General features: G+C 41.9%; 22 protein-coding genes. 14 read left to right on the forward strand and 8 right to left on the reverse strand.

Annotated features, from left to right (window positions below):
- The first annotated feature begins 212 nt into the window (after positions 1–212).
- From L4D78_RS13485 to L4D78_RS13505, 5 genes are all read left to right on the forward strand, one after another.
- A complete protein-coding gene (locus tag L4D78_RS13485) occupies positions 213–1,796 on the forward strand; it encodes a methyl-accepting chemotaxis protein (protein WP_428467404.1) in 1,584 nt (527 codons plus the stop codon).
- A gap of 79 nt (positions 1,797–1,875) precedes the next feature.
- The gene (locus L4D78_RS13490; protein WP_428467405.1) at positions 1,876–3,801 is read left to right on the forward strand and encodes a RecQ family ATP-dependent DNA helicase; all 1,926 of its coding nucleotides are present in this window, start codon (positions 1,876–1,878) and stop codon (positions 3,799–3,801) included.
- Positions 3,802–4,017: 216 nt separating this feature from the next.
- Positions 4,018–4,368, forward strand: a complete 351-nt coding sequence (locus tag L4D78_RS13495; RefSeq protein WP_428467406.1) for a DUF3316 domain-containing protein — start codon at positions 4,018–4,020, stop codon at positions 4,366–4,368.
- Positions 4,369–4,546: 178 nt separating this feature from the next.
- A complete protein-coding gene (locus L4D78_RS13500; RefSeq protein ID WP_428457846.1) occupies positions 4,547–4,852 on the forward strand; it encodes a YfcZ/YiiS family protein in 306 nt (101 codons plus the stop codon).
- A 338-nt stretch (positions 4,853–5,190) separates the two neighbouring features.
- The gene (locus L4D78_RS13505) at positions 5,191–5,355 is read left to right on the forward strand and encodes a hypothetical protein (RefSeq protein ID WP_428457845.1); all 165 of its coding nucleotides are present in this window, start codon (positions 5,191–5,193) and stop codon (positions 5,353–5,355) included.
- A 99-nt stretch (positions 5,356–5,454) separates the two neighbouring features.
- Here L4D78_RS13505 and L4D78_RS13510 read toward each other — a convergent pair whose 3' ends face one another.
- The 4 genes from L4D78_RS13510 to L4D78_RS13525 form a co-directional block, all read right to left on the reverse strand.
- On the reverse strand, positions 5,455–5,727 hold the full coding sequence (locus tag L4D78_RS13510) for a DUF1496 domain-containing protein (protein WP_428467407.1): 273 nt from the start codon (positions 5,725–5,727) through the stop codon (positions 5,455–5,457).
- Between the two features lie 222 nt (positions 5,728–5,949).
- Complete coding sequence (locus L4D78_RS13515) at positions 5,950–6,297, reverse strand: RidA family protein (RefSeq protein WP_428457843.1); 348 nt, start codon at positions 6,295–6,297, stop codon at positions 5,950–5,952.
- Between the two features lie 54 nt (positions 6,298–6,351).
- Positions 6,352–7,053 carry a DNA alkylation repair protein gene (locus L4D78_RS13520; RefSeq protein WP_428467408.1) on the reverse strand — a complete coding sequence of 234 codons (702 nt, stop codon included), beginning with the start codon at positions 7,051–7,053 and terminating at the stop codon, positions 6,352–6,354.
- Positions 7,054–7,203: 150 nt separating this feature from the next.
- A complete protein-coding gene (locus L4D78_RS13525; protein WP_428467409.1) occupies positions 7,204–8,025 on the reverse strand; it encodes a cytochrome c in 822 nt (273 codons plus the stop codon).
- Positions 8,026–8,335: 310 nt separating this feature from the next.
- Here L4D78_RS13525 and L4D78_RS13530 point away from each other — a divergent pair, with 310 nt between their 5' ends.
- From L4D78_RS13530 to L4D78_RS13545, 4 genes are read left to right on the forward strand one after another with little or no spacing between them, the layout of a single operon-like run.
- Entirely contained in the window at positions 8,336–9,703 is a 1,368-nt protein-coding gene (locus L4D78_RS13530; protein ID WP_428467410.1) for a glutamine synthetase family protein, read from the forward strand.
- Between the two features lie 28 nt (positions 9,704–9,731).
- A complete protein-coding gene (locus tag L4D78_RS13535; protein ID WP_428467411.1) occupies positions 9,732–11,171 on the forward strand; it encodes an aldehyde dehydrogenase family protein in 1,440 nt (479 codons plus the stop codon).
- 7 nt (positions 11,172–11,178) lie between these two features.
- On the forward strand, positions 11,179–12,342 hold the full coding sequence (locus L4D78_RS13540) for an iron-containing alcohol dehydrogenase (RefSeq protein ID WP_428467412.1): 1,164 nt from the start codon (positions 11,179–11,181) through the stop codon (positions 12,340–12,342).
- An 8-nt stretch (positions 12,343–12,350) separates the two neighbouring features.
- Positions 12,351–13,082 carry a glutamine amidotransferase-related protein gene (locus tag L4D78_RS13545; RefSeq protein WP_428467413.1) on the forward strand — a complete coding sequence of 244 codons (732 nt, stop codon included), beginning with the start codon at positions 12,351–12,353 and terminating at the stop codon, positions 13,080–13,082.
- Positions 13,083–13,104: 22 nt separating this feature from the next.
- Here L4D78_RS13545 and L4D78_RS13550 read toward each other — a convergent pair whose 3' ends face one another.
- On the reverse strand, positions 13,105–13,992 hold the full coding sequence (locus tag L4D78_RS13550) for a DMT family transporter (protein WP_428467414.1): 888 nt from the start codon (positions 13,990–13,992) through the stop codon (positions 13,105–13,107).
- Positions 13,993–14,421: 429 nt separating this feature from the next.
- Between L4D78_RS13550 and L4D78_RS13555 the strand changes: the two genes are divergently transcribed.
- From L4D78_RS13555 to L4D78_RS13575, 5 genes are read left to right on the forward strand one after another with little or no spacing between them, the layout of a single operon-like run.
- On the forward strand, positions 14,422–15,564 hold the full coding sequence (locus L4D78_RS13555) for a PseG/SpsG family protein (protein WP_428467415.1): 1,143 nt from the start codon (positions 14,422–14,424) through the stop codon (positions 15,562–15,564).
- Positions 15,561–16,802: a DegT/DnrJ/EryC1/StrS family aminotransferase gene (locus L4D78_RS13560; RefSeq protein WP_428467416.1), complete on the forward strand. Its 1,242-nt coding sequence runs from the start codon at positions 15,561–15,563 to the stop codon at positions 16,800–16,802. The genes L4D78_RS13555 and L4D78_RS13560 overlap by 4 nt, the downstream gene beginning before the upstream one ends.
- 24 nt (positions 16,803–16,826) lie before the next feature.
- Positions 16,827–17,720 carry a phytanoyl-CoA dioxygenase family protein gene (locus tag L4D78_RS13565; RefSeq protein ID WP_428467417.1) on the forward strand — a complete coding sequence of 298 codons (894 nt, stop codon included), beginning with the start codon at positions 16,827–16,829 and terminating at the stop codon, positions 17,718–17,720.
- Positions 17,714–18,907, forward strand: coding sequence for an MFS transporter (locus L4D78_RS13570; RefSeq protein ID WP_428467418.1), 1,194 nt, complete (start codon positions 17,714–17,716; stop codon positions 18,905–18,907). The genes L4D78_RS13565 and L4D78_RS13570 overlap by 7 nt, the downstream gene beginning before the upstream one ends.
- A gap of 11 nt (positions 18,908–18,918) precedes the next feature.
- On the forward strand, positions 18,919–19,761 hold the full coding sequence (locus L4D78_RS13575; RefSeq protein ID WP_428467419.1) for a glycosyltransferase: 843 nt from the start codon (positions 18,919–18,921) through the stop codon (positions 19,759–19,761).
- A 103-nt stretch (positions 19,762–19,864) separates the two neighbouring features.
- On the opposite strand, the gene L4D78_RS13580 is transcribed toward L4D78_RS13575, so the two are convergent.
- The 3 genes from L4D78_RS13580 to L4D78_RS13590 all read right to left on the reverse strand — a co-directional run bounded on the left by L4D78_RS13580 (position 19,865) and on the right by L4D78_RS13590 (position 22,766).
- Positions 19,865–20,761 (reverse strand): aspartoacylase, encoded by an 897-nt coding sequence (locus L4D78_RS13580; RefSeq protein WP_428467420.1) that lies wholly within the window; start codon positions 20,759–20,761, stop codon positions 19,865–19,867.
- A 289-nt stretch (positions 20,762–21,050) separates the two neighbouring features.
- Positions 21,051–21,920, reverse strand: coding sequence for an endonuclease/exonuclease/phosphatase family protein (locus tag L4D78_RS13585; protein WP_428467421.1), 870 nt, complete (start codon positions 21,918–21,920; stop codon positions 21,051–21,053).
- A gap of 51 nt (positions 21,921–21,971) precedes the next feature.
- The gene (locus L4D78_RS13590) at positions 21,972–22,766 is read right to left on the reverse strand and encodes an NPP1 family protein (RefSeq protein WP_428467422.1); all 795 of its coding nucleotides are present in this window, start codon (positions 22,764–22,766) and stop codon (positions 21,972–21,974) included.
- Positions 22,767–22,804 lie beyond the last annotated feature (38 nt).

A 22,804-nucleotide genomic window follows, 5' to 3' on the forward strand; every position in this document is an offset into this window, starting at 1 on the left:
GTCATTATTTTGTCATGAGGTACTTTTGACTCAATTCTATTCAACGAATCCAGCTATAAAAGAAAATAACCATTAATACTGCTTTATGTTTGAGTTAACAAAATTTACCACTAAATGATTAATATATTGATATTTATCATAACAATGTGGTTTATTACCCTTGATAAAAATAAAAAATATTAACAACAAGTAACCAACATAAAGGTTTAGTCGTGGCCCGCTCGCTCAATTTCACAAACAACCATCTTCAGACTAATGACAACGAAGTTACCTTTCCAGAAGGCGAACAGTTAGTCTCAACAACCGATCTTAAAGGTGTTATTACCTACTGTAACTCCTCATTTTGTCGAGTCGCTGGCTATCAAGAACATGAATTGATAGGCCAGAATCACAATATTATTCGTCATTCTGATATGCCCAAAGCTGCTTTTGGTGATTTATGGTCAAGACTGCGTGAAAGAAAAGCATGGCGTGGGATAGTTAAAAACAAAACCAAATGTGGCCGCTATTATTGGGTAGATGCTTACGTTACGCCTATTTATGAAAATGGCACAATTACGGGCTATCAATCTGTTCGTGTAAAGCCCAAAGCGCATCTAGTACAAGTGGCAACAAAAGCATACAGCCAATTACTTAAAGCTGAGCAGAAAGGGAAGAACGGTGCAATTAATCTTCCAAACGCACTAAAACACGTAGCCTTAGCTATCGCATGTATCGCGCCATTCGGCTTTAATGCACTCACTGACGGATTGAACATTTCTACCCTAGCCTCACTTTCTCCTGCGGTAGTATTGGCATTGTTTTTCCGTCAGGAGTTATTCGGTACTCCAGCCAAGCTTAAATCACTGCAATCTCAATATGACAGTGTTAGTCGCCTGATTTTTTCGGGCAATGATGCATTTTCAGTCGCTGATTATCACCTAAAAATGGCCTCGGCAAAGATCAGAACCATCCTAGGGAGAATGACCGATTCCGCGGCTCCGCTTCATGATCTTGCTGATGATCTAAATGCATCTGCCAGCCGAGTAAATTCTGCTATTGCACAGCAAAATACCAATATTCAGCATATCGCTACCGCCATGGATGATATTTCAGAATCAGCGCGTTCTGTCGCTTCTCATGCAGCAGAAAGCCACTCATTGCTTGACCAAACTCGCGATCAATGTGAACTCACTCGTCACCAACTGGATTCAACCCAATCAAGTCTAAACAACCTTTCTGCCCAAGCAGAACAAGCAACCGATGCCACTCACCAACTCAGCCAAGAGGCAGGAAAAGTGAGCGCGGTAATGTCTGAAATCCGCGGTATTGCAGAACAGACCAATTTATTGGCGTTAAACGCGGCAATTGAGGCCGCTCGTGCAGGAGAGCATGGCCGAGGGTTTGCTGTTGTGGCTGACGAAGTCAGAGCCTTATCGTCACGCAGCCAAAGCGCTACGGAACAAATTCAATCCAGCATTGAAAGCATGCTTGAAACAATCCAGAATTGGCAGTCATTAATAGAAAGTAACCGTGACAATACCAATACCTGTGTCGATCTTGCCGCTGAAGGGGCTATCGCGCTTAAAGCGGTTGAAGATAACGTACTGGCAATTTACCAGCTGGTCGATCAAGTATCGTCGTCTGCAGCCTCTCAAGAGAATATGTCTCAACAAACAAGCCAGCACATTCATGCTATCGCAGATACCTCAGTTCAAAACCTTAATGAGGTTAACCATGTAGAACGCAGTAGTGCTGTACTAAAATCCAAAGTTGACGATTTTCATCAGCTCTCGGCACGCTTCAAAGAAGACTGATCAGATCTTCATTAACTTAGGCAATACCCGACAGAATTCGTTATTATCTGGGTATTGCCTGATTTAGCTAACCATCTCTATGTATCATCAAACGCTTAAGCACTACTTTGGCTTCGATAGCCTCCGTCCTGGACAAGAGGATGTCATCACCAAGGTTCTCGATGGCCAATCTGCAGCGGCCATTTTCCCGACAGGCTCAGGAAAATCGCTTTGCTATCAACTTCCGGCCTTGCAGTTACCGCACTTAACGTTGGTGATTTCCCCACTGTTAGCATTAATGAAAGATCAGCTCGATTTCCTTCATAGCAAAGGGGTTCCTGCAGCATCAATAGATTCAAGCCAAACTTGGGAGCAGACTCAGCAGGTCATGCAAGGGGTGAGAAATGGCGACATCAAAGTATTAATGATTTCAGTTGAGCGATTGAATAACGAACGCTTTCGTCATTTTATCTCACAAGTACAAACGTCGCTGCTGGTTGTCGATGAAGCGCACTGTATTTCTGAGTGGGGACATAATTTCCGCCCCGACTACCTCAAGCTCCCCCAGCACCGCCAAGCACTCAACATACCGCAAGTGCTACTTCTTACTGCAACGGCAACGCCTGCGGTTATTGAAGATATGGGTAAAAAGTTTGCTATAGACAAAGACAATATCGTCATTACAGGCTTTTATCGCTCAAACCTTGATCTTGCGATACTGCCAACAATTGAGGGTGAGAAAAAGCCGGCTTTGCTCAGCACGCTAATGAAAGCACCCCAGCAGCCAACCATCGTTTACGTCACCCTACAAAAAACGGCGGAAGAGTTAGCTCTGTGGCTATTACAACAAGGCTATCAAGCACAAGCCTACCATGCTGGTATGGACAGTGAACAACGTCAGACGATTCAGCAAAATTTCATGCAAGGTCACCATCACTGTATCATTGCCACAATAGCGTTTGGTATGGGTATCGATAAATCTGATATTCGTCGTGTTATTCATTTCGACCTTCCAAAATCAATTGAAAACTACAGCCAGGAAATTGGCCGAGCAGGGCGGGATGGCAATACCTCTGAGTGCATCATGTTGGCAAATAAGTCAGGCGTGAATGTGCTTGAAAACTTTGTTTATGGTGATACACCTGATAAGACAGCCATTGCGTTTATCCTAGAACAGATCCAATCGAATGATCAGCAATGGGAAGTCATGCTCTCACGGCTATCTAAAGACAGTAACATTCGCCTATTGCCACTAAAAACATTATTAGTTTATCTCGAAATGGCACAAATTATTGAGCCTCAATATACTTATTTTGCTGACTATCGCTTCAAACTCTTGGTTGAACAAGAGTTCATCATGAACCAATTTCAAGGTGAACGACAAACGTTTGTTGGTCATATTTTTGCCTGCTCACCAAAAGCACGAACATGGCACACAGTTGACTTTGATGCGCTATGGCAAGCAACACGCACTGAACGAAAAAGAGCAGTTGCAGCCATCGACTATTTTAGCGAAAAAGGCTGGATAGCTCTCGAAAGTAAGCAAATGACAGACGTATACCGTGTGCGCCAAACACATTTCAATGTTCAAGAACAAGCCGATAGCCTTTACCAGCTATTTAAAGCGAAAGAAGACAGTGAAATTAATCGTCTGGCACGCATGCTAGGCTTCTTTGAAAATGAACAGTGCCTAAGCCATACTCTTGCTACATATTTCGCAGACCACAAGGCACCAGCTACCTGTGGTCACTGCTCAGTGTGCCGTGGCGCACCTGCACAATTGCCAGCAGAGCCGACACTATCAGCACCTTCAGATAACGTATTGAAAGCGTGGTGCGACCCGTTCATCAATGCATGCTCAGTCGCGCCATCGCTAGCTGCAATTACTCGTTTTTTATGCGGAATGACCTCGCCTTTAAATACCAAAGTAAAAGCAAGGCAAATGAATGGTTTCGGCCAGCTAGAGCATGTTCCATTTCAACAAACCCTAAAGCATGTAGCACTCCTCTACCCAGTATTGAATTAAATCACGTTATAAGTGCTTGCCCTCAAAACGGGCAAGCACCTTTAACCTAGTATCACTTCTCTCTTTCAGCAACTTTCCAACTGGTATAGACCTAAACCAGTAATAAATAAGAAAAAAAGTCACCTTACTTGCAAGATAAGCATGACCGATAGGTCTACTCCTATGACAGTGAAACAACCTAAAAGTCATTACTGTTAAAAAAGTGAGGATAAAATCATGAGTAAACTAATTATTACCATCGCTATCATCAGCTTTAGCGCTACATCATATGGCTTTACTCGTAATGTAAACCAAGAGAGTTCAAATTTCACAACTGGCGTCAGTGATTCTCGTGAAGCCGCTTATCAACAAGGACAAGCATTCACGCGTAACTTACAATCAGAATCACCTCGCCAGCTAAAACGTACGCTGGGTATTTATGAGTATGGTTTGAATACCAATACCATCAAAGTTGACAATGCAAATGTTGAAATTGATGAATTTGCAACGGCATCCGGTGACGTTAAATACCGTACTATCGTCAATGTTAGCTACAGCTATGACAAATACGAACCCGATAACCGTTAATTTGCTACAGCCTTCTTCATCAAATTCCCCTTGGTCGATGAATAGTGGAAGGCTTGATTGAGCCTTCCCTATAAAGGCTGTCATATTTGTAAAATGAAAAACCCAATTAAGCCATGGCGATCTTTGTCACAACGTTTTAGAATATCCGCATAATATTAATGGAGATAGAGTAACAGTCATGGCGAATGAAGAATTAGATTTAGAATATCAAGCATGTGAAGCATGTGGCGTTTCTGCGGAAATGGGGTTCATGATTAATGAAGGCGATGATGTTGCTGAAGTCACCATTTTTGCTGGTGATAAAGCAGCACTTGAAGCTGAGCTAGCAAACTACCTAGCCCTTGCAAAAGAAGTTTGTGCTAACTACAAGCACGACGTTAGCCCGCTAACTGACGAAAGTACGGAACTAACTGCTAGAATTCAGTTTGAGTGCAGTGCTGAAAAACTTATTTTCGAACTAAAATCACGATCACTAGCACGCTAGATACTACCGCTAACATTCATTTTATGTAATTCCATTACACATTACTGAACTATCAATCAAAGCCAATTCCTTTCCGAATTGGCTTTTTTTATCCAATTCATACGCTATATTTAGCTATGTTGGTTGTTTTTATGCCCAAAAAGCTCATAAGCATGATTAACTGGTCTAATTTGTAACGCTACTATTTTTATATTCCATGTTATTAGCAAGCCAGATAAATACGTGAGGCGAATTTAGTTGTGGTAATTAAATTCATTTTGTATAAAAATAACATCATAGTATGAATCACATGGCACATAGTGAATTACTGTCACTATGAACAGAAAAGGAATAGTTCAATGCAAAGTAACAAAGCACGCGTGGTCTCAAACTGGAAGCCAACGAACGAACGTGAATCTGCGGCAATGAAAGAATTTTTGATGCAAGAAATGGGCGCAACTACCGAGCACCATCAAGGTGGAACGGGCAAACTAGCGCCCGACTCTGGTCGCCTAGTTCGCTAGAGCTAAGCTCGCTAGATACCGTCATTACTACGAATTAAGTAACAGTTCCCCCTGTTACCAAAAGCGCAATCTTATGAAAATAAGATTGCGCTTTTTCCTTTATGCTTTAACTCGGTGCCACTGCAATTTACCATTCGTTTCGAACGAGTTTTCAGGCTTGCATTCAAGCATGACCCCTTCGACGACAATAACAGCACCTAAAGAGTAACTTTTACCGTCGAAGTAACAAACCCTTTGATTTGTTAACGCCCCTTCTAAGGTTAATGTTGGTTCATGACTAACAGAAATTGACTTTGCATATAGGTTCGATGAAAAACAGAGCATGAATACTAGCCCTAACCCACCCCATACTTTTCTCGTTACTTTATTCATATCCGCAGTATTTCCTTTAAGGCAACATCCATATATATAACAGATACTGATATTACACTTACATTAACAAGCATACGATTATGAGTCAGTGATACCAATCTAGATAAGTAAATATTCATAATTTGCGCAAGGCAAATATAAAAAAACACCAGGTATTGGAAAAGACAACACTGCCTTACTCAATAAACCTGGTGTTTTTATAGCTCGTAAGTAACGCGGATTTTATTTCTCAGCAGCCACGACTGAAATTTCAACCAATAGTGCTTCACGCGCCATGCTTGCTTCAACACAAGCACGTGCTGGTGCGTGACCCGCAGGTACCCAGTTGTCCCATACTTCATTCATATCAGCGAAATCTTTCATATCTTTGATATAAATAGTTGCAGAAAGCATGTGCTCTTTATCACTACCAGCCTGCTCAAGCAGCACTTCAACTTTGTCTAGCATTGTTTGAGTTTGCTCTTTAATGCCTTGTGTTGCATCGGCACACACCTGACCACATAGATATACTGTGCCATTATGTTTAACAATACGGCTCATACGCTGCTTGGTTTCTTGACGTTCAATCATTCTCTTGCCTTCAAATATAAGGGGATGCTAAATGTAACTGTTCACCGTAGTGTATCAATTCATACCTTCAGAGTTAAAGGAAAGCGCTTTAAGTGCTTCTTTCTTGCTCAGTGGTGAAAGGACATCATCATGACGCAGTACAAACTCACGGACGTGCTCAGGGTTTGTTTTGGCATATTCTCGAAGCACCCAGCCAATCGCTTTACGTATGAAAAACTCCTTTTCGGCCGCTAGCATTAATATGGTTTCTTCAAGCAAAAGAACATTTGTTTCTTCTTTATGTTTCAAATGCACTAACAAAGAAGCTCTGCGTAACCACATGTTCTCAGACGTACGCCACTCAACCACCTGGCTTTCTAGCTCTCGATGCTGTTGCACTAAACTACCGATTAAATTTGAGGCTATTTTATCGACAGTATCCCAATGGGTTGCTTCATTGAGCATTTCTTCATAAATAGAAAAGGCCTCTAAGGTGCGAAAAGCCTTATAATATTCGGCAACATCCATGGATAAATATTGTTCTTCACGATTTTCACCTGACCATAACCAAAGTACAAGACGTTTATACTCAGTAAAATCATCGATCTTGGTATGGTCTCTCGCTTGCTTGAAAATAGCTTTACGAGCTGGCGCTTTAACCCCATAAAAGGGTTGTTCGGTTTTCATATAAGCTTGCATCGCTTTGGCATCGTCTTTATCACCCGCCTCTGCCATGCGTTGTTGCATGAATATCACCATCGGTATTACCAGTGACATCAAAACTTCCTTTTTCTTTCTGATTTTTATATTAACAGCATTTGAACACAGTTTATTTCGAACACCAACAAAACTCCGATAGCAAAATAAATAAAATCACCCGAGCGATCAGGCAAATTTAAATCTCGCGCTAACGGTAACGCGTTTAAGTTACCTTTTGCTGAGTTTTCCTTGGTACTGAAGGTAATCTAGAATACTGTCAATTTGTGAAGTCTTTAAGTCTAAATGATCGGGCATTTGGGTATGGCGGAACTTGGATGGTTGCCGAATGTAGTCACGTACCATATCCCGATGACGGTAAGACAAAATATTCATCGGCGCGTTTAGATCAGGTCCCACTTTGCCACCTTCTTTATCTATTGCGTGACACTTCATGCAACGCTCTTTAAACAGTGAAAAACCACTATAAACCTTCGAACTTTTTGCTACACCTTGGGGATATACCGCTGGGTACTGCGCCTGAAAATCAACAGTATCAACTTTAGCTAATTGATACGGCCAAGGATACGCATTTTTGGGGCCTTGTTCTTTCCCTTGCCAAACAATATAAAAAGGGCCCGGATTCACTTGCTTATGCCCTATTCCCTCCCAATCCGGATAATCGAGATCGGCGAACACAATATAACCACCGTGATTAACCACCTTTTTATAATCTGATACGGCTTGATATCCATCCAGTGCAGTAAAATTAATGTCTGTACCTAACGTCTGTAGCCAACTATCACCATAGGCCAAACTCAACACATCATGTAACTTAAATGCCTGATAGTTCTTTTCTTTCCCATACTGAGGATCATAAATCGTTATATTATGAGTTGGTAAAGTTTGCTTAAGGTTTTTAAGTGTCAGCGTTTTGATCTGCCTCCCTGATTCAGAAAAGCTTAGTTCTGCAGCAACACCGTCCTTCATAATTAAAAAACTAGCACTCAAAAGTAATACACATGCCTTCATCCATAAGGACACTGCTTTCATTTCCTACTCCTATATCGCTATAGATCTATTAATAGTTTGATTACTTATAAATATAGACCTAATCAACTGTTTAAATTAAAGATTTATTGAAATCTTAGACAAACGAGGGGGGTGTCACATTTATCCCAATATAGTCAAAATTGATGATCCCGGATAAAGGAGCAACTTATCACACTAAATTTGACGAATATTACCTGCCTACCTACGTTTAATAACAAACAACAAAATAATCCTACTTGGTCACAAGTACACTTATTACCGCGCCTTTAGTTTTGTGACTGTTGTATTGCCACCAGCAAAGGGATGATCTATGGAACCAAGAGACGTGACGAGTATTAACGATGCCAAACAGATCATCGAAGAACGTCAGCTTAGCCATGTAAAAGTCGGACTGTTTGACAATGACGGTGTAATGCGTGGTAAGTACATGTCTAAGAAAAAGTTTTTCTCCTCACTCGATCACGGTTTTGCCTTTTGTGATGTCGTGCTTGGCTGGGATGTTAAAGATCAACTTTATGACAATACTCAATACACTGGCTGGCACACGGGCTATCCGGATGCGCCCGTTCGCATTATCCCTTCAACATGCCGTGATGTGCTTGATGAAGATGGCATGCTGCTATTCATCGCTGAATTTTCCCATGACGCTGAAGCCGTTTGCCCGCGAGCGACACTTAGGCGTGTATTGAATAAAGCAGAAGATATGGGCTTTATTGCCAATGCTGCGTTCGAGTACGAGTTTTTTTTATTTAAAGAAACACCGCACTCTGTCCGTGAGAAAGGCTTTAGAAACCTCCAACCTATCACTCCCGATTGGTTTGGCTATTCAATGATTCGAAACTCAACGTATTCCGATTTATATAAACGCATTCTGCAAATGGCTGAAGCGATGGATTTTCCCATCGAAGGCATTCACTCAGAAACAGGTCCCGGTGTCATTGAGGCAGCCATTGCCGTTGACCACGCCAGTAAAGCCGCAGACAAAGCCGCGCTATTCAAAACATATATGAAGGTACTCGCTCAAAAAAACGAACTAATGGCAACATTTATGGCGAAGTGGAGCAATGATTACCCTGGGCAAAGTGGCCATATCCATATTTCACTGAACCGCCATGATGGCCATTCCGCTTTTTATGATGCCGACAAACCTGATGGCATCAGCAAGTTACAGCGTCATTTCATAGCTGGACAGCAACGATTAATGCCTGAGCTACTCTGTATGGTTGCTCCTTCGGTTAACAGCTATAGCAGAATGGTTCCTGGTTTTTGGGCTCCAACCGATGCCACTTGGGGAATAGAAAACAGAACTGCAGCCCTTCGGGTTATTACAGGCTCAAGCAGCAGCCAACGTATTGAATATCGTATTGGTGCCGCCGATGCGAACCCGTATCTTGCTCTTGCTGCTGCGCTGGGATCAGGGTTGTATGGTATTGAACACCAGTTGGAACCTGAATCTCCCGTCCTTGGGAATGCCTATGAACAAACGCATCGCCCTGAGCTTGCACTCCCTCGTAGCTTATGGGACGCGACACAGCAATTTAAGCAATCATCTTCTGCACGTGCATTATTTGGCGATGCATTTGTTGAGCACTTTGCAGCGTCCCGTGAATGGGAAGACAGGGAGTTTCGCCAGCATGTCACCGACTGGGAGCTAAACCGTTATTTTGAAATTATTTAGTGCGCTGTAAATAACGAAGGACATTGATATGACTCGCCCCGCTCACCTATCAATTCAGGATACAGCAATTATCCAACACACTAACGTTATCCAAAAGACCATTTCTCCTGTTGACGGTAGTGTCGTTACCTCCGTTACTCTGGCCAACCTTGAAGACATTGACCGTGCGCTGGATCTCTCAAACCTTGCCCAAATTGCCTGGCGAGAAACCCCGTTACCACAACGTAAAGCTATCTGTCATAAAGCCATTGATGCGTTACTTAGCCATCGAGATATGATTGCAAGTGAACTGAGCTGGATGATTGGCCGACCTATTCAATATGCCGCTAGCGAATTAAACGGTGTAGAAGAACGGGCTCGGCATATGATCGAGATTAGTGACCATGCCCTCGCACCCATAATATTACCCAAAAAGAAGAATTTCACTCGCCGTATTACCAGAGAGCCTTTAGGCAGTGTTTTAATCATTGCACCATGGAATTACCCATATTTAACCGCCATTAATTCAATTATCCCAGCGCTTCTCGCTGGTAATAGCGTAATCCTCAAACATTCATCACAGACGCCACTCTGTGCCGAACGTCTTTACCAAGCCTTCAAAGAGGCGGGGTTACCAAAGGGGACTTTTCAGTTTTTACACCTTAACCATAAAAATACTGAACGCTTAATTGCCAGCGAACGCATTCAGCATGTTGTATTCACAGGCTCAGTACATGGTGGCACTGCTATCGAGCAAGCAGCAGCTGGCCACTTTCATAGTATCGGACTCGAACTTGGCGGGAAAGATCCCGCTTACGTATGTGCCGATGCCGATCTCGATGTTGCCGTAGAAACCCTTGTTGATGGTGCACTATTTAACTCAGGGCAATCTTGTTGTGGCATTGAACGAGTCTACGTTGACGCCGCAATTCATGATGATTTTGTCGCTAAAGCCATCACGATAATTAATCGGTATCGCTTGGGCTCGCCGCTCGAACTTGATACAACCATTGGTCCAATGGTTAGGGCTAGCGCGGCTGATTTCGTGCGCCAACAAATACGAGAAGCAACTGAACTCGGCGCACAGGCCCATATTGTTGAGTCTAACTTTCCATTGAGCAGAGAGGGAACGCCATACCTTGCTCCACAGCTACTCACTAACGTTAATCATCAAATGAGAATAATGACGGAAGAAACATTTGGCCCTGTTTTACCTATCCAAAAAGTCCATTCTGATGATGAAGCTATTCGCTTAATGAACAATAGTGAATACGGGCTCACTGCCTGCGTTTTTACCACCGACATTAAGAAAGCGGTCAAACTGGGTGAACAAATCGAAACTGGCACCTTCTTTGTAAATCGCTGCGATTACTTAGATCCCGCCTTAGCATGGACGGGCGTTAAACACTCAGGCAAAGGTTATTCATTATCCCAATTGGGTTTTGAAACACTCACTCGACCAAAATCTTTCCATATTAAACATTGTTAGAGTAGCTATGACCATTATGCATTGGCACTATCCGACAGAAATCACAGTGGGTGAAAACACCAGTCAAGAACTCGCTGAGCATTGCTTATCACTGGGGATTCGTAATCCCTTGATTGTCACTGACTCGTACCTAGCTGAAACCACGTTGTTAAATTCACTTATTAAGCTTTGCGTACAAAAAGGATTAACGGTTTCAGTTTTTAGTGACTTCTCAGGTAATCCAACAGGCGATCAAGTCGAACTCGGCATCAAACTATGCTTAAAAGAACAACACGATGGTGTCATTGCCATTGGTGGGGGCTCATCAATTGATACCGCGAAGGCTATCGCACTTGTTGCTAGGCAGTCACATACATTATGGGATTTTGAAGATGTTGGTAATAACTGGAAAAAAGCTAATCCTGCCGATATTTTACCTGTGATTGCCCTCCCTACAACAGCGGGCACCGGTTCAGAAGTTGGTCGAGCATCAGTCATTACCGATGACATCGCCAAAATCAAAAAAATCATTTTTCACCCAAGTATGCTACCAAAACAAGTGGTTTTAGACCCTTTACTGACTGCGAGTTTACCGCCACATTTAACCGCCGCAACGGGTATGGATGCACTATCACATAATATGGAAGCGTTTTGCAGCTCATCTTATCACCCCATGGCCGAATCTATCGCCTTAGAAGGAATCCGCCTATGTAAACTCTATTTACCAATTACTTATGTTGATGGCAGTAACCTTCAAGCCAGAACACAGATGTTAATTGCATCAACAATGGGGGCTACGGCCTTTCAGAAAGGGCTTGGGGCAATGCATGCGATAGCGCATACCTTAGGCGCACGCTATAACCATCACCATGGTTTACTTAACGCCATTCTAATGCCTTATGTTCTGTGTGCTAATCAGCACTATCTGACAGAAAAAATGCAACGCTTAGGCCGCTACCTTGATTTAGAACAACCTGACTTTATGGGCGTGCTAAATTGGGTCATTCAGTTGCGTCAGGCACTCAATATTCCACATACCTTAGCGGATATTGGTCTTAATAACACTGATATAAAACTGATAGGCACAATGTCTTTACAAGACGCCGCAGCAGCTGGCAACCCGATCCATCTTAGTGCCGTACAATACGAAGAGATTTTCCAACATGCCATTAATGGCACACTTGATTTATAGGTGAAGCCATGAAGATAGGCATATTACTCTGTGATGATGTCAGAACGGAATTGCAGCCAGCGCACGGTAATTACCCTGAGATGTTCAGTACACTCATTGAACAAACAGATAGCAGTATTCGATTACAGTTTTACCGGGTAATAGATGGGCAGTACCCTCAGTCGTTAGATGAATGCGATGGCTATATCAGTAGTGGCAGCAAGTTCAGTGTATATGATGAAAGCCGCTGGATTTATACTTTCAAAGCTTTTGTTCACCAACTCTATACCCAGCATATTCCGTTTGTCGGTATCTGCTTCGGCCATCAAATGATTGCCTGGGCTTTGGGGGGAGAGGTCACTCGCTCAGATCATGGGTGGGGTCTTGGCATAAAAGGGGTTAACTTTGAGGCTGCGGCACTAAAACAACATAGTTGGCTAACACCCCATATTGAGCAGTTTTCACTGGTTGTCAGCCACCAAGATCAAATTTTAGAGCCGCCCAAAAATACAACAATATTAGCAGGAAGCACATTTTGCCCTTACTCAATGATACTGGTCGGCGAACATTTTCTTGGCATTCAGGGCCACCCAGAGTTCACCCCTGAATATTCATCAGATTTAATTGAAGCCCGAAAGGAGCTCTATCCGCAGGCTACCGCTGAAAAAGCGATAGTCTCTTTACAACAGCCGACTCACGCTCGTGAAGTTTCACAATGGGTGGTTAACTTTATTAAAAGCCGCGTTATGAATAAGGAGTAATTATAACGCCAATCAACGCTGCCTAGTTAGCCGCTTTACTGCGAAGAACAACCGCAATACCACTTAAAATAACCAATGATGCAATGACTAAACGTAGTGATAACGACTCGCCTAAAACAACCACTCCCCCAACAGCAGCAATAACAGGTACACTCAATTGGATGGTTGCCGCAGTAGTTGATTGTAACTGTGGTAGCACTCGATACCACAACGTATACCCCATCCCCGAAGCAATCGCACCAGAGACAACAGCATAAGCCGTACCACTAGCATCAAAGGTCAGCTGGGCTTTCATTATCCAACATAATACCAGCCCCATAGGAACCGCTAACATAAAGTTTATTTGAGTTGCCTTTATGGGAGAACTCACTTTTCTTCCCATTACCGAATAAACGCCCCATGCAACACCTGCAATACTCATTATTGCGGCTCCTTCAATTGAAGGCGCACTTATACCCGGCATCATCAATATAACCAAGCCGCCGAGTGCAAATAAAAAACCGCCCCATTGCCATCGTGAAAAACGCTCTCCTTGCCAGAAACCATAACCAATCATGGTCATCTGTACTGCAGCGAACAGAATCAGTGCACCAGCCGCCGCTGATAAATTAACATATGCATAAGAAAACCCCGCGGCATAGACAAAAAGCGCGGCTGCCATTGACCATGATTTGCAACTAGAAAGGCTGCTAGACCACCTGTTGCTTTGCTTTCGCTTCCCTTCTCCGCTGAAATATTGCTTGAGGATAGAGGTAAGTAATAGAAAAACAGCACCAGATACAAGTCGAATAAGCGTAAAGCTTGCAGGATCAATCGCTGTATCAAGCAATGCAATGCGATTTAGTAGTGAGTTGCCCGCAAAAGCCACCATCGTAATGGCTACAAAAAAAATCAATTTACTGTTTGCCATCTACTAGCCTAAAATTAATTATTAATAACAACAGCTACTATAACCGAAAAGAAAATAATTTTTGGCTATTTATTTCGTATTTAACAAATACAGCCATGGATATAATTATTTTTTAATCATTATCAACAACAATCTAATGTAAAGCCATAAACACCTCAAAACAAAAAACATTGAAGTTAATCGCAACAATTAAAAATTAACATTCCAATAAATAAAAAACTGGATTTCAATAGAAGTATACATGCAACTCAATGTTATATTTTCAAAAACTAAATTTATGTCAAATTAAAATAAAATCACATTTAAATCAGAGTAAATCAGAGTAAATCAGAGTAAAACGTTATAAATTAAACACATAAACAATCATCATCGGATTATTTTTACCTCACTAATCAATAATAACCTTATCACTTTTATTGTTAGTCAATAATGAATCATTTCCGTCTCTTATTAGCTCAGGGTTTTATGATAAGTACAACAACCACAAAAAAATGGGAAAAAGATGAAAAGCATTCACTTAATAAAAAAGTGGTCTTTGTCGTCAAAGGGATAAAAGGAAAAGGGCTAGGACACTGCTTTCGAGCATGGACAATTGCTCAATCACTGCCTGCGGGCATTGATAGAACATTTATTCTTTCCCCCAATAGCCATTTAGGCGTTAAATTTTTCAAACAAAAGTTAGAGGATAACGTTGCTCTTTCAGATAACGATGAAGATATTATAAATAAAATAATCGAAGCCAAACCTAAGCTTGTTATTAACGACATACTCAATACAGAACCCGGATATATTAAAACCATAAAAAAAATGAACATACCAGTCATTAATTTTGAGGATATTGGCTTAGGAAGTATATATGCAGATTGCGTTATCAACGCAGTTTATAGTGACTCAGGTAACCATAAAGTATTATTTGGGAAAGACTATGCTGATATACGAAAAGATTTTGTTAAGCCTACACGGGAAAACATTAATAAAAACCCAACCGTTTCCGACATATTAATATCCTTTGGGGGAGAGGACCCTACAAATTTAACGCAGAAAACACTGAATATTATTGCTAAAAATCCCAAATTATCTAGTTTCCATTATTACATTGCTCTTGGGCCAAGCTATCAGCATCAACACAACATTGAACATTTTGTAAAAACTAAAGGTATAAAAGCGACAATCATTGTGAACCAAGACATTGCTCCCCTCATGGCAATTGTCGATATGGCGATTACAGCCAACTGTAGAACAGTATTTGAAACAGCCTTTATGTGCCTACCAACGGTCGTGATCTCCGCCAACGAGCGAGAGTGCCTACATACCTTCTATCGAGAAGCCATGTTCCCCTACTGCGGAAACGGCCAACTCGTTAATGATGCGATTATTGAAAATAATATTCTGAAGCTCGCATATAACGCCGATATCAGACAAAGCATTGTCGAAAAGCTATTTACCATGGATCTGTCAAAAGGAATGGAACGGATTATCGGCCAGATATCAAAATTCATAGGGCATACCAATGGGCATCAACCGCTTGTAACCCACCATCTAACACATAACATCGAGAAGGAACTCTCATGAGTCATCAAGATCTTCCACCCTTTCCTACCTGGCCAACATTTCATCCAGATAGCCTGATAGATATTGTTGAACCGCTAAAATCTGGAAAAGTAAATTATTGGACAGGTGATAAAGGCCGTGAATTTGAACAAGCTTATGCACACTGGTGTGGTACTGAATTCGCTATCAGTTGTTCATCTGGTACGTCGGCACTTCATACCATAATTAGTGCGATGGATATTGGCCCTGGCGATGAAGTTATCGTCCCATCATACAGTTTCATTGCCTCATCCTATGCTGTACTTCAAGCTGGTGCCATTCCAATTTTTTGCGACGTTTGTTCTGATCACACCATTAACCCTGATCGTATAGAAGCGCTCGTCACTGAGCGAACCCGCGCTATCGTCGTTGTCCATTTATATGGCGTTGTTTGCGATATCGACCCGATATTAGAAATCGCTAACCGCTACGATATTAAACTCATCGAAGATGCCGCGCAGTGTGTCGGAGGGGTATATAAAGGAAGGAAAGCAGGCACCCTTGGCCATGCCGCTGCATTCAGCTTTTGCCAAAGCAAGCATTTTACAACGGGAGGTGAAGGTGGAATGATCACCACAAATGACGAAACTCTCGCATGGGAGTGCCGATCATTTAGGGATCATGGCTTTGATGTAAAACAAAAACTCGCTCTCTTAGAGATGGAAGAGAAAGACAAGTATATCCATAACCGTATTGGGTATAACTATAGGATGACCGAGATCCAATCCATTATTGGCCTCAATGAGCTCAAAAGGCTAGATACTTGGAACCTTGCCAACAGGCGTAAAAATGCAGCGCTCTACCGTGAAAGCTTGTCAAACTGCGAGCACATCGAATATCTCCCACTTGATACAGAAGAAAGGCGTAACGCTTACTGGCTATTTCCAATCGTCTTTAATCAATCATTCGATGAAGAACGTACCGATCGCGTGTACAAAAAACTCGTCCAGCAAGGGATCCCTGTCACCAAAGTGCTATGGCCTGAAGCTTACCGAGAAAAAGCTTACTCTGAGCTAATAGGTTTTGGCCGAGTCAATTTTCCGTTCCATTCCACTGAGTATACCGATTCAAAATCAATCGACTATGCGAACCAAGTATGTCCCATCGCTTACTCACTCTCCAAGCGCACCCTTAATCTACACCTGCACCCAACGTGGGAACCAGAACATATTGAAAGATGTGCCAGCGCGCTGTTAAACGCCCTTTACGACTCTGAATAGTCTCTTATAAATTTAGGTATATATATGACATTTCCATACAGAAATGAGGCCTTTTGGGGTGAGAAAAGAGCCCAACTGGCAGAGCAAGGTTACACCGTCATTGAGTCTGTTGTCCCCGCTTCGCTGAGGCAAGCCTCAATTGATGCTATTTGTGATTTTATGGCTGTAGACCTCAAGGACCGACGGACTTGGTATAAAGATGATCCAATTAATGATTCGGGCTCAGTTCCAATGCACCACCACCCAGCTTTTTGGCAAGTTCGTCAACACCCAGATATTTACCATGCTTTTGCAAAGGTCCTTGAGGAAGAAAAGCTTTGGGTAACGATGGATCGTGCTTCGTTTAAGCCACCCTGTCGATATGATCTTGAGCAATACGGTAACGATCAAAATCGGATGCACTGGGATTATGATTTCCGTAAATTGGACGAACCTGTCTATCAGGGGCTGATATACCTGACAGACACCGAAAAGAGCCAAGGCGCATTCGGTGGGCTACCTCAAGTTTACCGCCAAATAGCCAATAACACTTTTCATGATCCAGAACTGTTCGATAAATTCACTATCAATGGCCTATACCTTGAAGAGGTATACAAGTTTACAGAAGAAGATATCACCCGTATTGATGCCCCCGCAGGCAGTTTAGTTATCTTCGATAGCCGGCTACCACACGGTAATGTTTGCACACACCACTTTGACCCCCGCTTTGTCCAATTCATTGCAATGTATAAAGCAGGTAGCACACGACATGTACCTGAAGTTCTTCACCAGTCCAGAGAAGAGCGTATTAATTGCTATGAGTCCTCGCGTCCTCCCGCATGGCTTCGAGGCTGGCGCGGACAGCTTGACCCTGAGCCTTTTAAGCCTGCAGAGCTAAGCCCTCTTGGTAAAAAGCTTGTGGGGCTTGAACCGTGGTAAATAATAATCAGCATGCCAACTCAATAAAGCCCTTGAACCACAAACTACTCAGCGCTCTACCTATCGCCAGCTTATTCTGCGCACTTGGTTTTAACATTGGAAGTTGGGCTTCACGGCTTGTTGATCTGAAAATCGCAATGGCAATAACCGAAGCTCAGCTTGGGTTTTACTTGTTAGCCACTAGCCTTGGGGCTATCGTCGCCTTTCCCATTACAATTTGGTTTCTTCATAATCTTGGTGCTAGAAAAACATCGCTAATACTTGGAGTAGCAGCAACGTTATTACTACCACTTTTGATGCTTAACCAATCTTATCCCATCGGACTAATATTAATGTTTTTTGAAGGCATTTGTTGTGCAGGTATTAATGCTTCAATTAATACTCTAGGCAGTGACTTCGAGAAAAAACATCATATTAAGTGTATGTCACGTCTGCACGCTGTTTTTAGCCTAGGACTCGCAGCAGCAGCATTGCTCTCTATGGGCGTCATTCACTATATTTCTGATGAACTTATTTACCATAGTATTTTCGTATCAGGAGTACTCATCACCCTGATCATTTATGCTTACTTTGGTCTTGATAAAAACGAAGCTCCCACAGCTTCAGAGCGGAAAAAAGAGCGTAAACTCATCAATATAAATACCTTGATACTCGGTACCATTGTCTTTTGCGCAACAATCATTGAAGGTTCAATGAATGACTGGAGTGCCGTATATCTACGTGAAGTGATCGGTACGACAGCAAGTATCGCACCCTCAGGAATTTTAGTTTTCTCAATTGCCATGTTTATCGGGCGCCTATTTGCCGATAATTTACGTCAACGCTTTCCTGATCTTGTGCTAATCACAATTGCTGGATTTTTCGTTTCTACCGTCCTGTCTATCGGTCTATTTATTTCAGGGCTAGCGGCAACTTGGGTGTCATTTGCTATTGTCGGATTAACTGTTTCTTTAATTTCCCCTGCTATTTATGCCACAGCAGCAGCCATCGGGCCTGGAAGCCTTTCTTTGATGGCTACTTTTGGTTCTACAGGCGGAATGGTTGGCCCTCCGCTAATCGGATTTATAGCGACTCATTTCGGGCTTACTACAGGTATGTATATGGTTGCGGCAAGTGGCTTAATTATTACATTTGCTGCTATTCAACTGCTTCAACGCCAACAAACTACTCAACTTCGCTCAGTTTAGGATAAGGAAATATGACATTAATCAGCGTGATCATACCAACATACAATTGCTCTGACTTTTTAGAGAAGACACTTGAATCTCTCTGCCATCAATCACTGGCACATGATCGATTCGAAGTTATTGTGGCAGATGATGGCTCAAGCGATAACACCAAAGAGCTGACTTTCAGTTTTTCTCAAAAGCTTAATATACAGTACTGCTACCAACAAGATCAGGGCTTCCGAGCAGCAAAAGTACGAAACCTCGGATTAGCGCAGGCAAAAGGGGAATACATTCTTTTTCTTGATAGCGGTGTTGTATTGCACGCTAATAGCTTACAAATCCACATAGATAAAATTGAAGAAGATACCAGCTGTATCCATATTGGTTTCTGCCATGGCTTTGAAGAACATTTTGTGGCTAAAAACAAATTTAGCCAACTTCTCGCTGACAACAATTTTTCTGAATTATTTATTGCACTTAGCGCACATAACTCAAATCAAGATTGCCGCCAAAAATTACTCAATGAAATTGGCCACATACGTGGCTATGAAGCCTATCCATGGTTATTTTGCTGGGGGGGGCATCTTTTTGGTAAAGCGGCTTCATTTAGAGACATAACTGGGTTTGATGAAAGTTTCACTCATTGGGGAGGTGAAGATGTCGAACTCGGCCTTCGTCTTCATAAAGCAGGATATCAATTTAAATTAGTTTTAGAGGCAATGGCTTACCATATCCCTCACCCCAAAGCTGAGACAGCAAATGCAGAAGCTACACATAACAATTGTCACTACATTCATGCGAAACATCAGCTTCCTATTACAGGAACAATGATCACTAAAGATTGGGAAGATATCATTCGCAGCGTAGGCTAAATTTGGAAAAATGGGAAGATACTTATTGATTAATATAAGTGCATATATCTAAACAAATGCAGCAGCCTAGTACGCTGCTGCATTTCCGCTGAAAGTTTGAAAATTACACTTCAACCGTCACTTTCTTCGCTAATGACATTGCTAAGTTATTGTCATAATACGCTGCTTCATTAATAAAGTGCGGGTATGCTTCATAGTCGCCATCCCAGCAAACTTCACTACCATCAAACAATGTGAAAATAGGGTCACCATTGTTTAATACTTTGAAATCTGCATCTTGCACGGCACGGTGTACCATGCCTGCTCGCTCACCGCTTTCGTCTTCTGGTAACTTTAACGTTTCATGATATTTGAAAGCTTCATAGCTTGCAGGTAGTTCAGGCAAGCAGTCTTGATTATACAGGTCGACAAAATCAAGAATATGGGATGTCATTTCGTCCATCCAATCAAGAATATCTTGGCGGATCACCGATTGCGGCTGAGGCCCGACTTCAACAATCACTCCTTGGCTGGTGATTGAACTTAAAAAATAATGTTCTTCTACCGATACTTGATCTTCTAATACAACCACCGCATCCGGCATCTGCATTTTGACATAAGCACCAAGTTGGCGGTTAAAAGCATCAGACTGCAACAGTATTAACGAAGGCCCCATGTTACTGGTGGTGTTGTGCAGGTCGATAATGAAGTCGGTTTTAGCATTACCTTTTGGCCCGAGTTGAGCATTTAACACCTTAGCGCGGCTTTGTTCATAATTTGCTAGATTGTCATCATCTAGGTCGCCTAAGCCAAACTGTCGGTTCATATCACAATCAAGATAACGCTTATTCTCTTCAAACGCTTTTGGGTTTGCAAAAACCGTTTCGGTTGCGAATGTCTCACGCTTCACCAATGAAGGCGATTGCTGCCACTTTCGTAACAGGTAAATGCCGCTAAACTCATTACCGTGGGTTCCGCCAACAATGGCAACAGTATCAATCGTGTTCGTCCTTGTAGTCACCGCTTTAACTCGCTCTGTAATTTCTGAATTATCTTAGATAAACAGATAACAGTTTCAGAAAGGTTTTACCAGAGAAATTACGCGGTGTTCCCCCCTAATCCCGTTCATGATTTTAGAGAGCTATCTAAAACGTACATTAACATACAAATCATAACCGCTAATAAAAGCTGAATTTTTAAAAATAAAAGGGCCTGCTATGATTAATAACTTGCCCTTTTTAGTGATGTTAACTTCACTGTTATCGTACTATTTCAGTATCGATACATTAAAAGTATTATCTTTCGATATTTTAATTGTAAGATAGATTAGATAACACTGAGAGGTGATCCGATGAATATATGCCATCTTGGATCACATTGAGATATTCAAACGTATTAACACTCAATTTACCATTTACAAAAATATAATCGATATCTTCTTTTGGCTCTTTATCATATCCATGATAAGTATATGCTTGCCCCTTTATACCATTAACGCCAGCAAAGGGGGCTTTGCTGCTCTCTCGTGCATCATTAAACAAGGCTGTGAGCGCATGATAAGACGCTTCGTCCGAACGCTCAAAATTCAGGTCACCGAGAACAATGACCGCGTCATTGCCATCGCCAATAATGTCTTTAGCTTTTTCGCTCAGCAACTGAGCACTTTGCTGTCTTGCCACTTTACCAATGTGGTCAAAGTGCGCATTGAATACCAATACCCTTTTTCCTGTTTCTTTTTCTTCTAGACGCACCCAACTGGTAATTCTCGTCAGGTCAGCATCCCAACCTACACTCGCCACCATTTCTGGTGTTTCTGATAGCCAGAATGTCCCACCGCCTAGCTTCACATATTTATCATTGCGGTAGAAAATAGGCACAGCTTCGCCTTTTGCATTACCATCATCACGTCCGACACCAACCCAGCCATAGTCTGGTAGCTGACGAGCTAAATACATAATTTGGTCGTTATACGCTTCTTGCAAACCAGCAATATCAATGTCTTGTTTATCAAAAATAGAAACAACAATCCCTTTTCTGTTATCCCAGGTGTTATTTCCATCATATTCGCTTCCTACGACACTGTCTTTACTATTGCGAATATTGAAAGACATGACATTAAAATTTTCGGCAAGTACAGGAAATGCCATTGTACACATGACTAATAAAGCAAGCCTTTTCATTATTTACTCCGTTTATAAATAATTAAATATGGGGGGAATCCCCCCATATTTTTAACTATTAGAATTTGACGCTTCTATACTTTCTTGTGTGAATGTTGGGTAATTGGTTGGTTTATATGTATTGAGGTTAGTTTTAAAATTGCTATCTTTTAATGGAATGGTTGCTTTTCCATAATCGAAGCTATTTAATTTATTTCTCATCGCCTCATTACTTATCGCATCGCCAGTTAATTCATACCAACTGATAATGACTGGCGTAACAAAGTAACCATAATTATTCTCAGCCACTTCATCGGGCTTAGCAAAACGCATAGCATGTGTTAGCCCTCCATCTTTATGATAGACAAACTTAATCTGCTGGCCTTCCATAGGAAGATCCTGCACAGACTTAGTGTTTAGATCGCCATGTGCACTATAGCTACCATGAGTGATTTCTCCATTCTTGGTCCATACCGCGACATATTCCCAATCATGGCGGTGGCCAAACCAATCCCAACCGGCCATGGTTTGATCTTTTTCAAAATACAAAGAATAAAAGTGGCCGCAGTAACTATCACCCTGATCATCAATACAAGCATAGCGATGCAATGTATTTGATGTCTCCAGGAAATAGTCATCACGGCAATCACCAGTAATCGGCCCCGAGTTATTTAACCCCGGATTTTGTTCTCCACTGCGGCTGATCCCAGCTGCAGGTAAACAGCCATCAGTATCAAAATCAAAGACTGGTTCATTACCATTTATAATACCGTTAACAGGAACCGCTTCATCCAAGTGTTGAAAGTCAGCGGCTTCTGAAGTTGTTATAAACAGTAAACCTATTAGCAAGCTATATTGTGTTTTCATTGTTTTACCTTTTGTTTTTCAAAAAAGGCAATCAAACA

Origin of the sequence: Photobacterium minamisatsumaniensis (assembly GCF_050336695.1) — a bacterium.
Taxonomy (GTDB): Bacteria; Pseudomonadota; Gammaproteobacteria; order Enterobacterales; family Vibrionaceae; genus Photobacterium; species Photobacterium minamisatsumaniensis.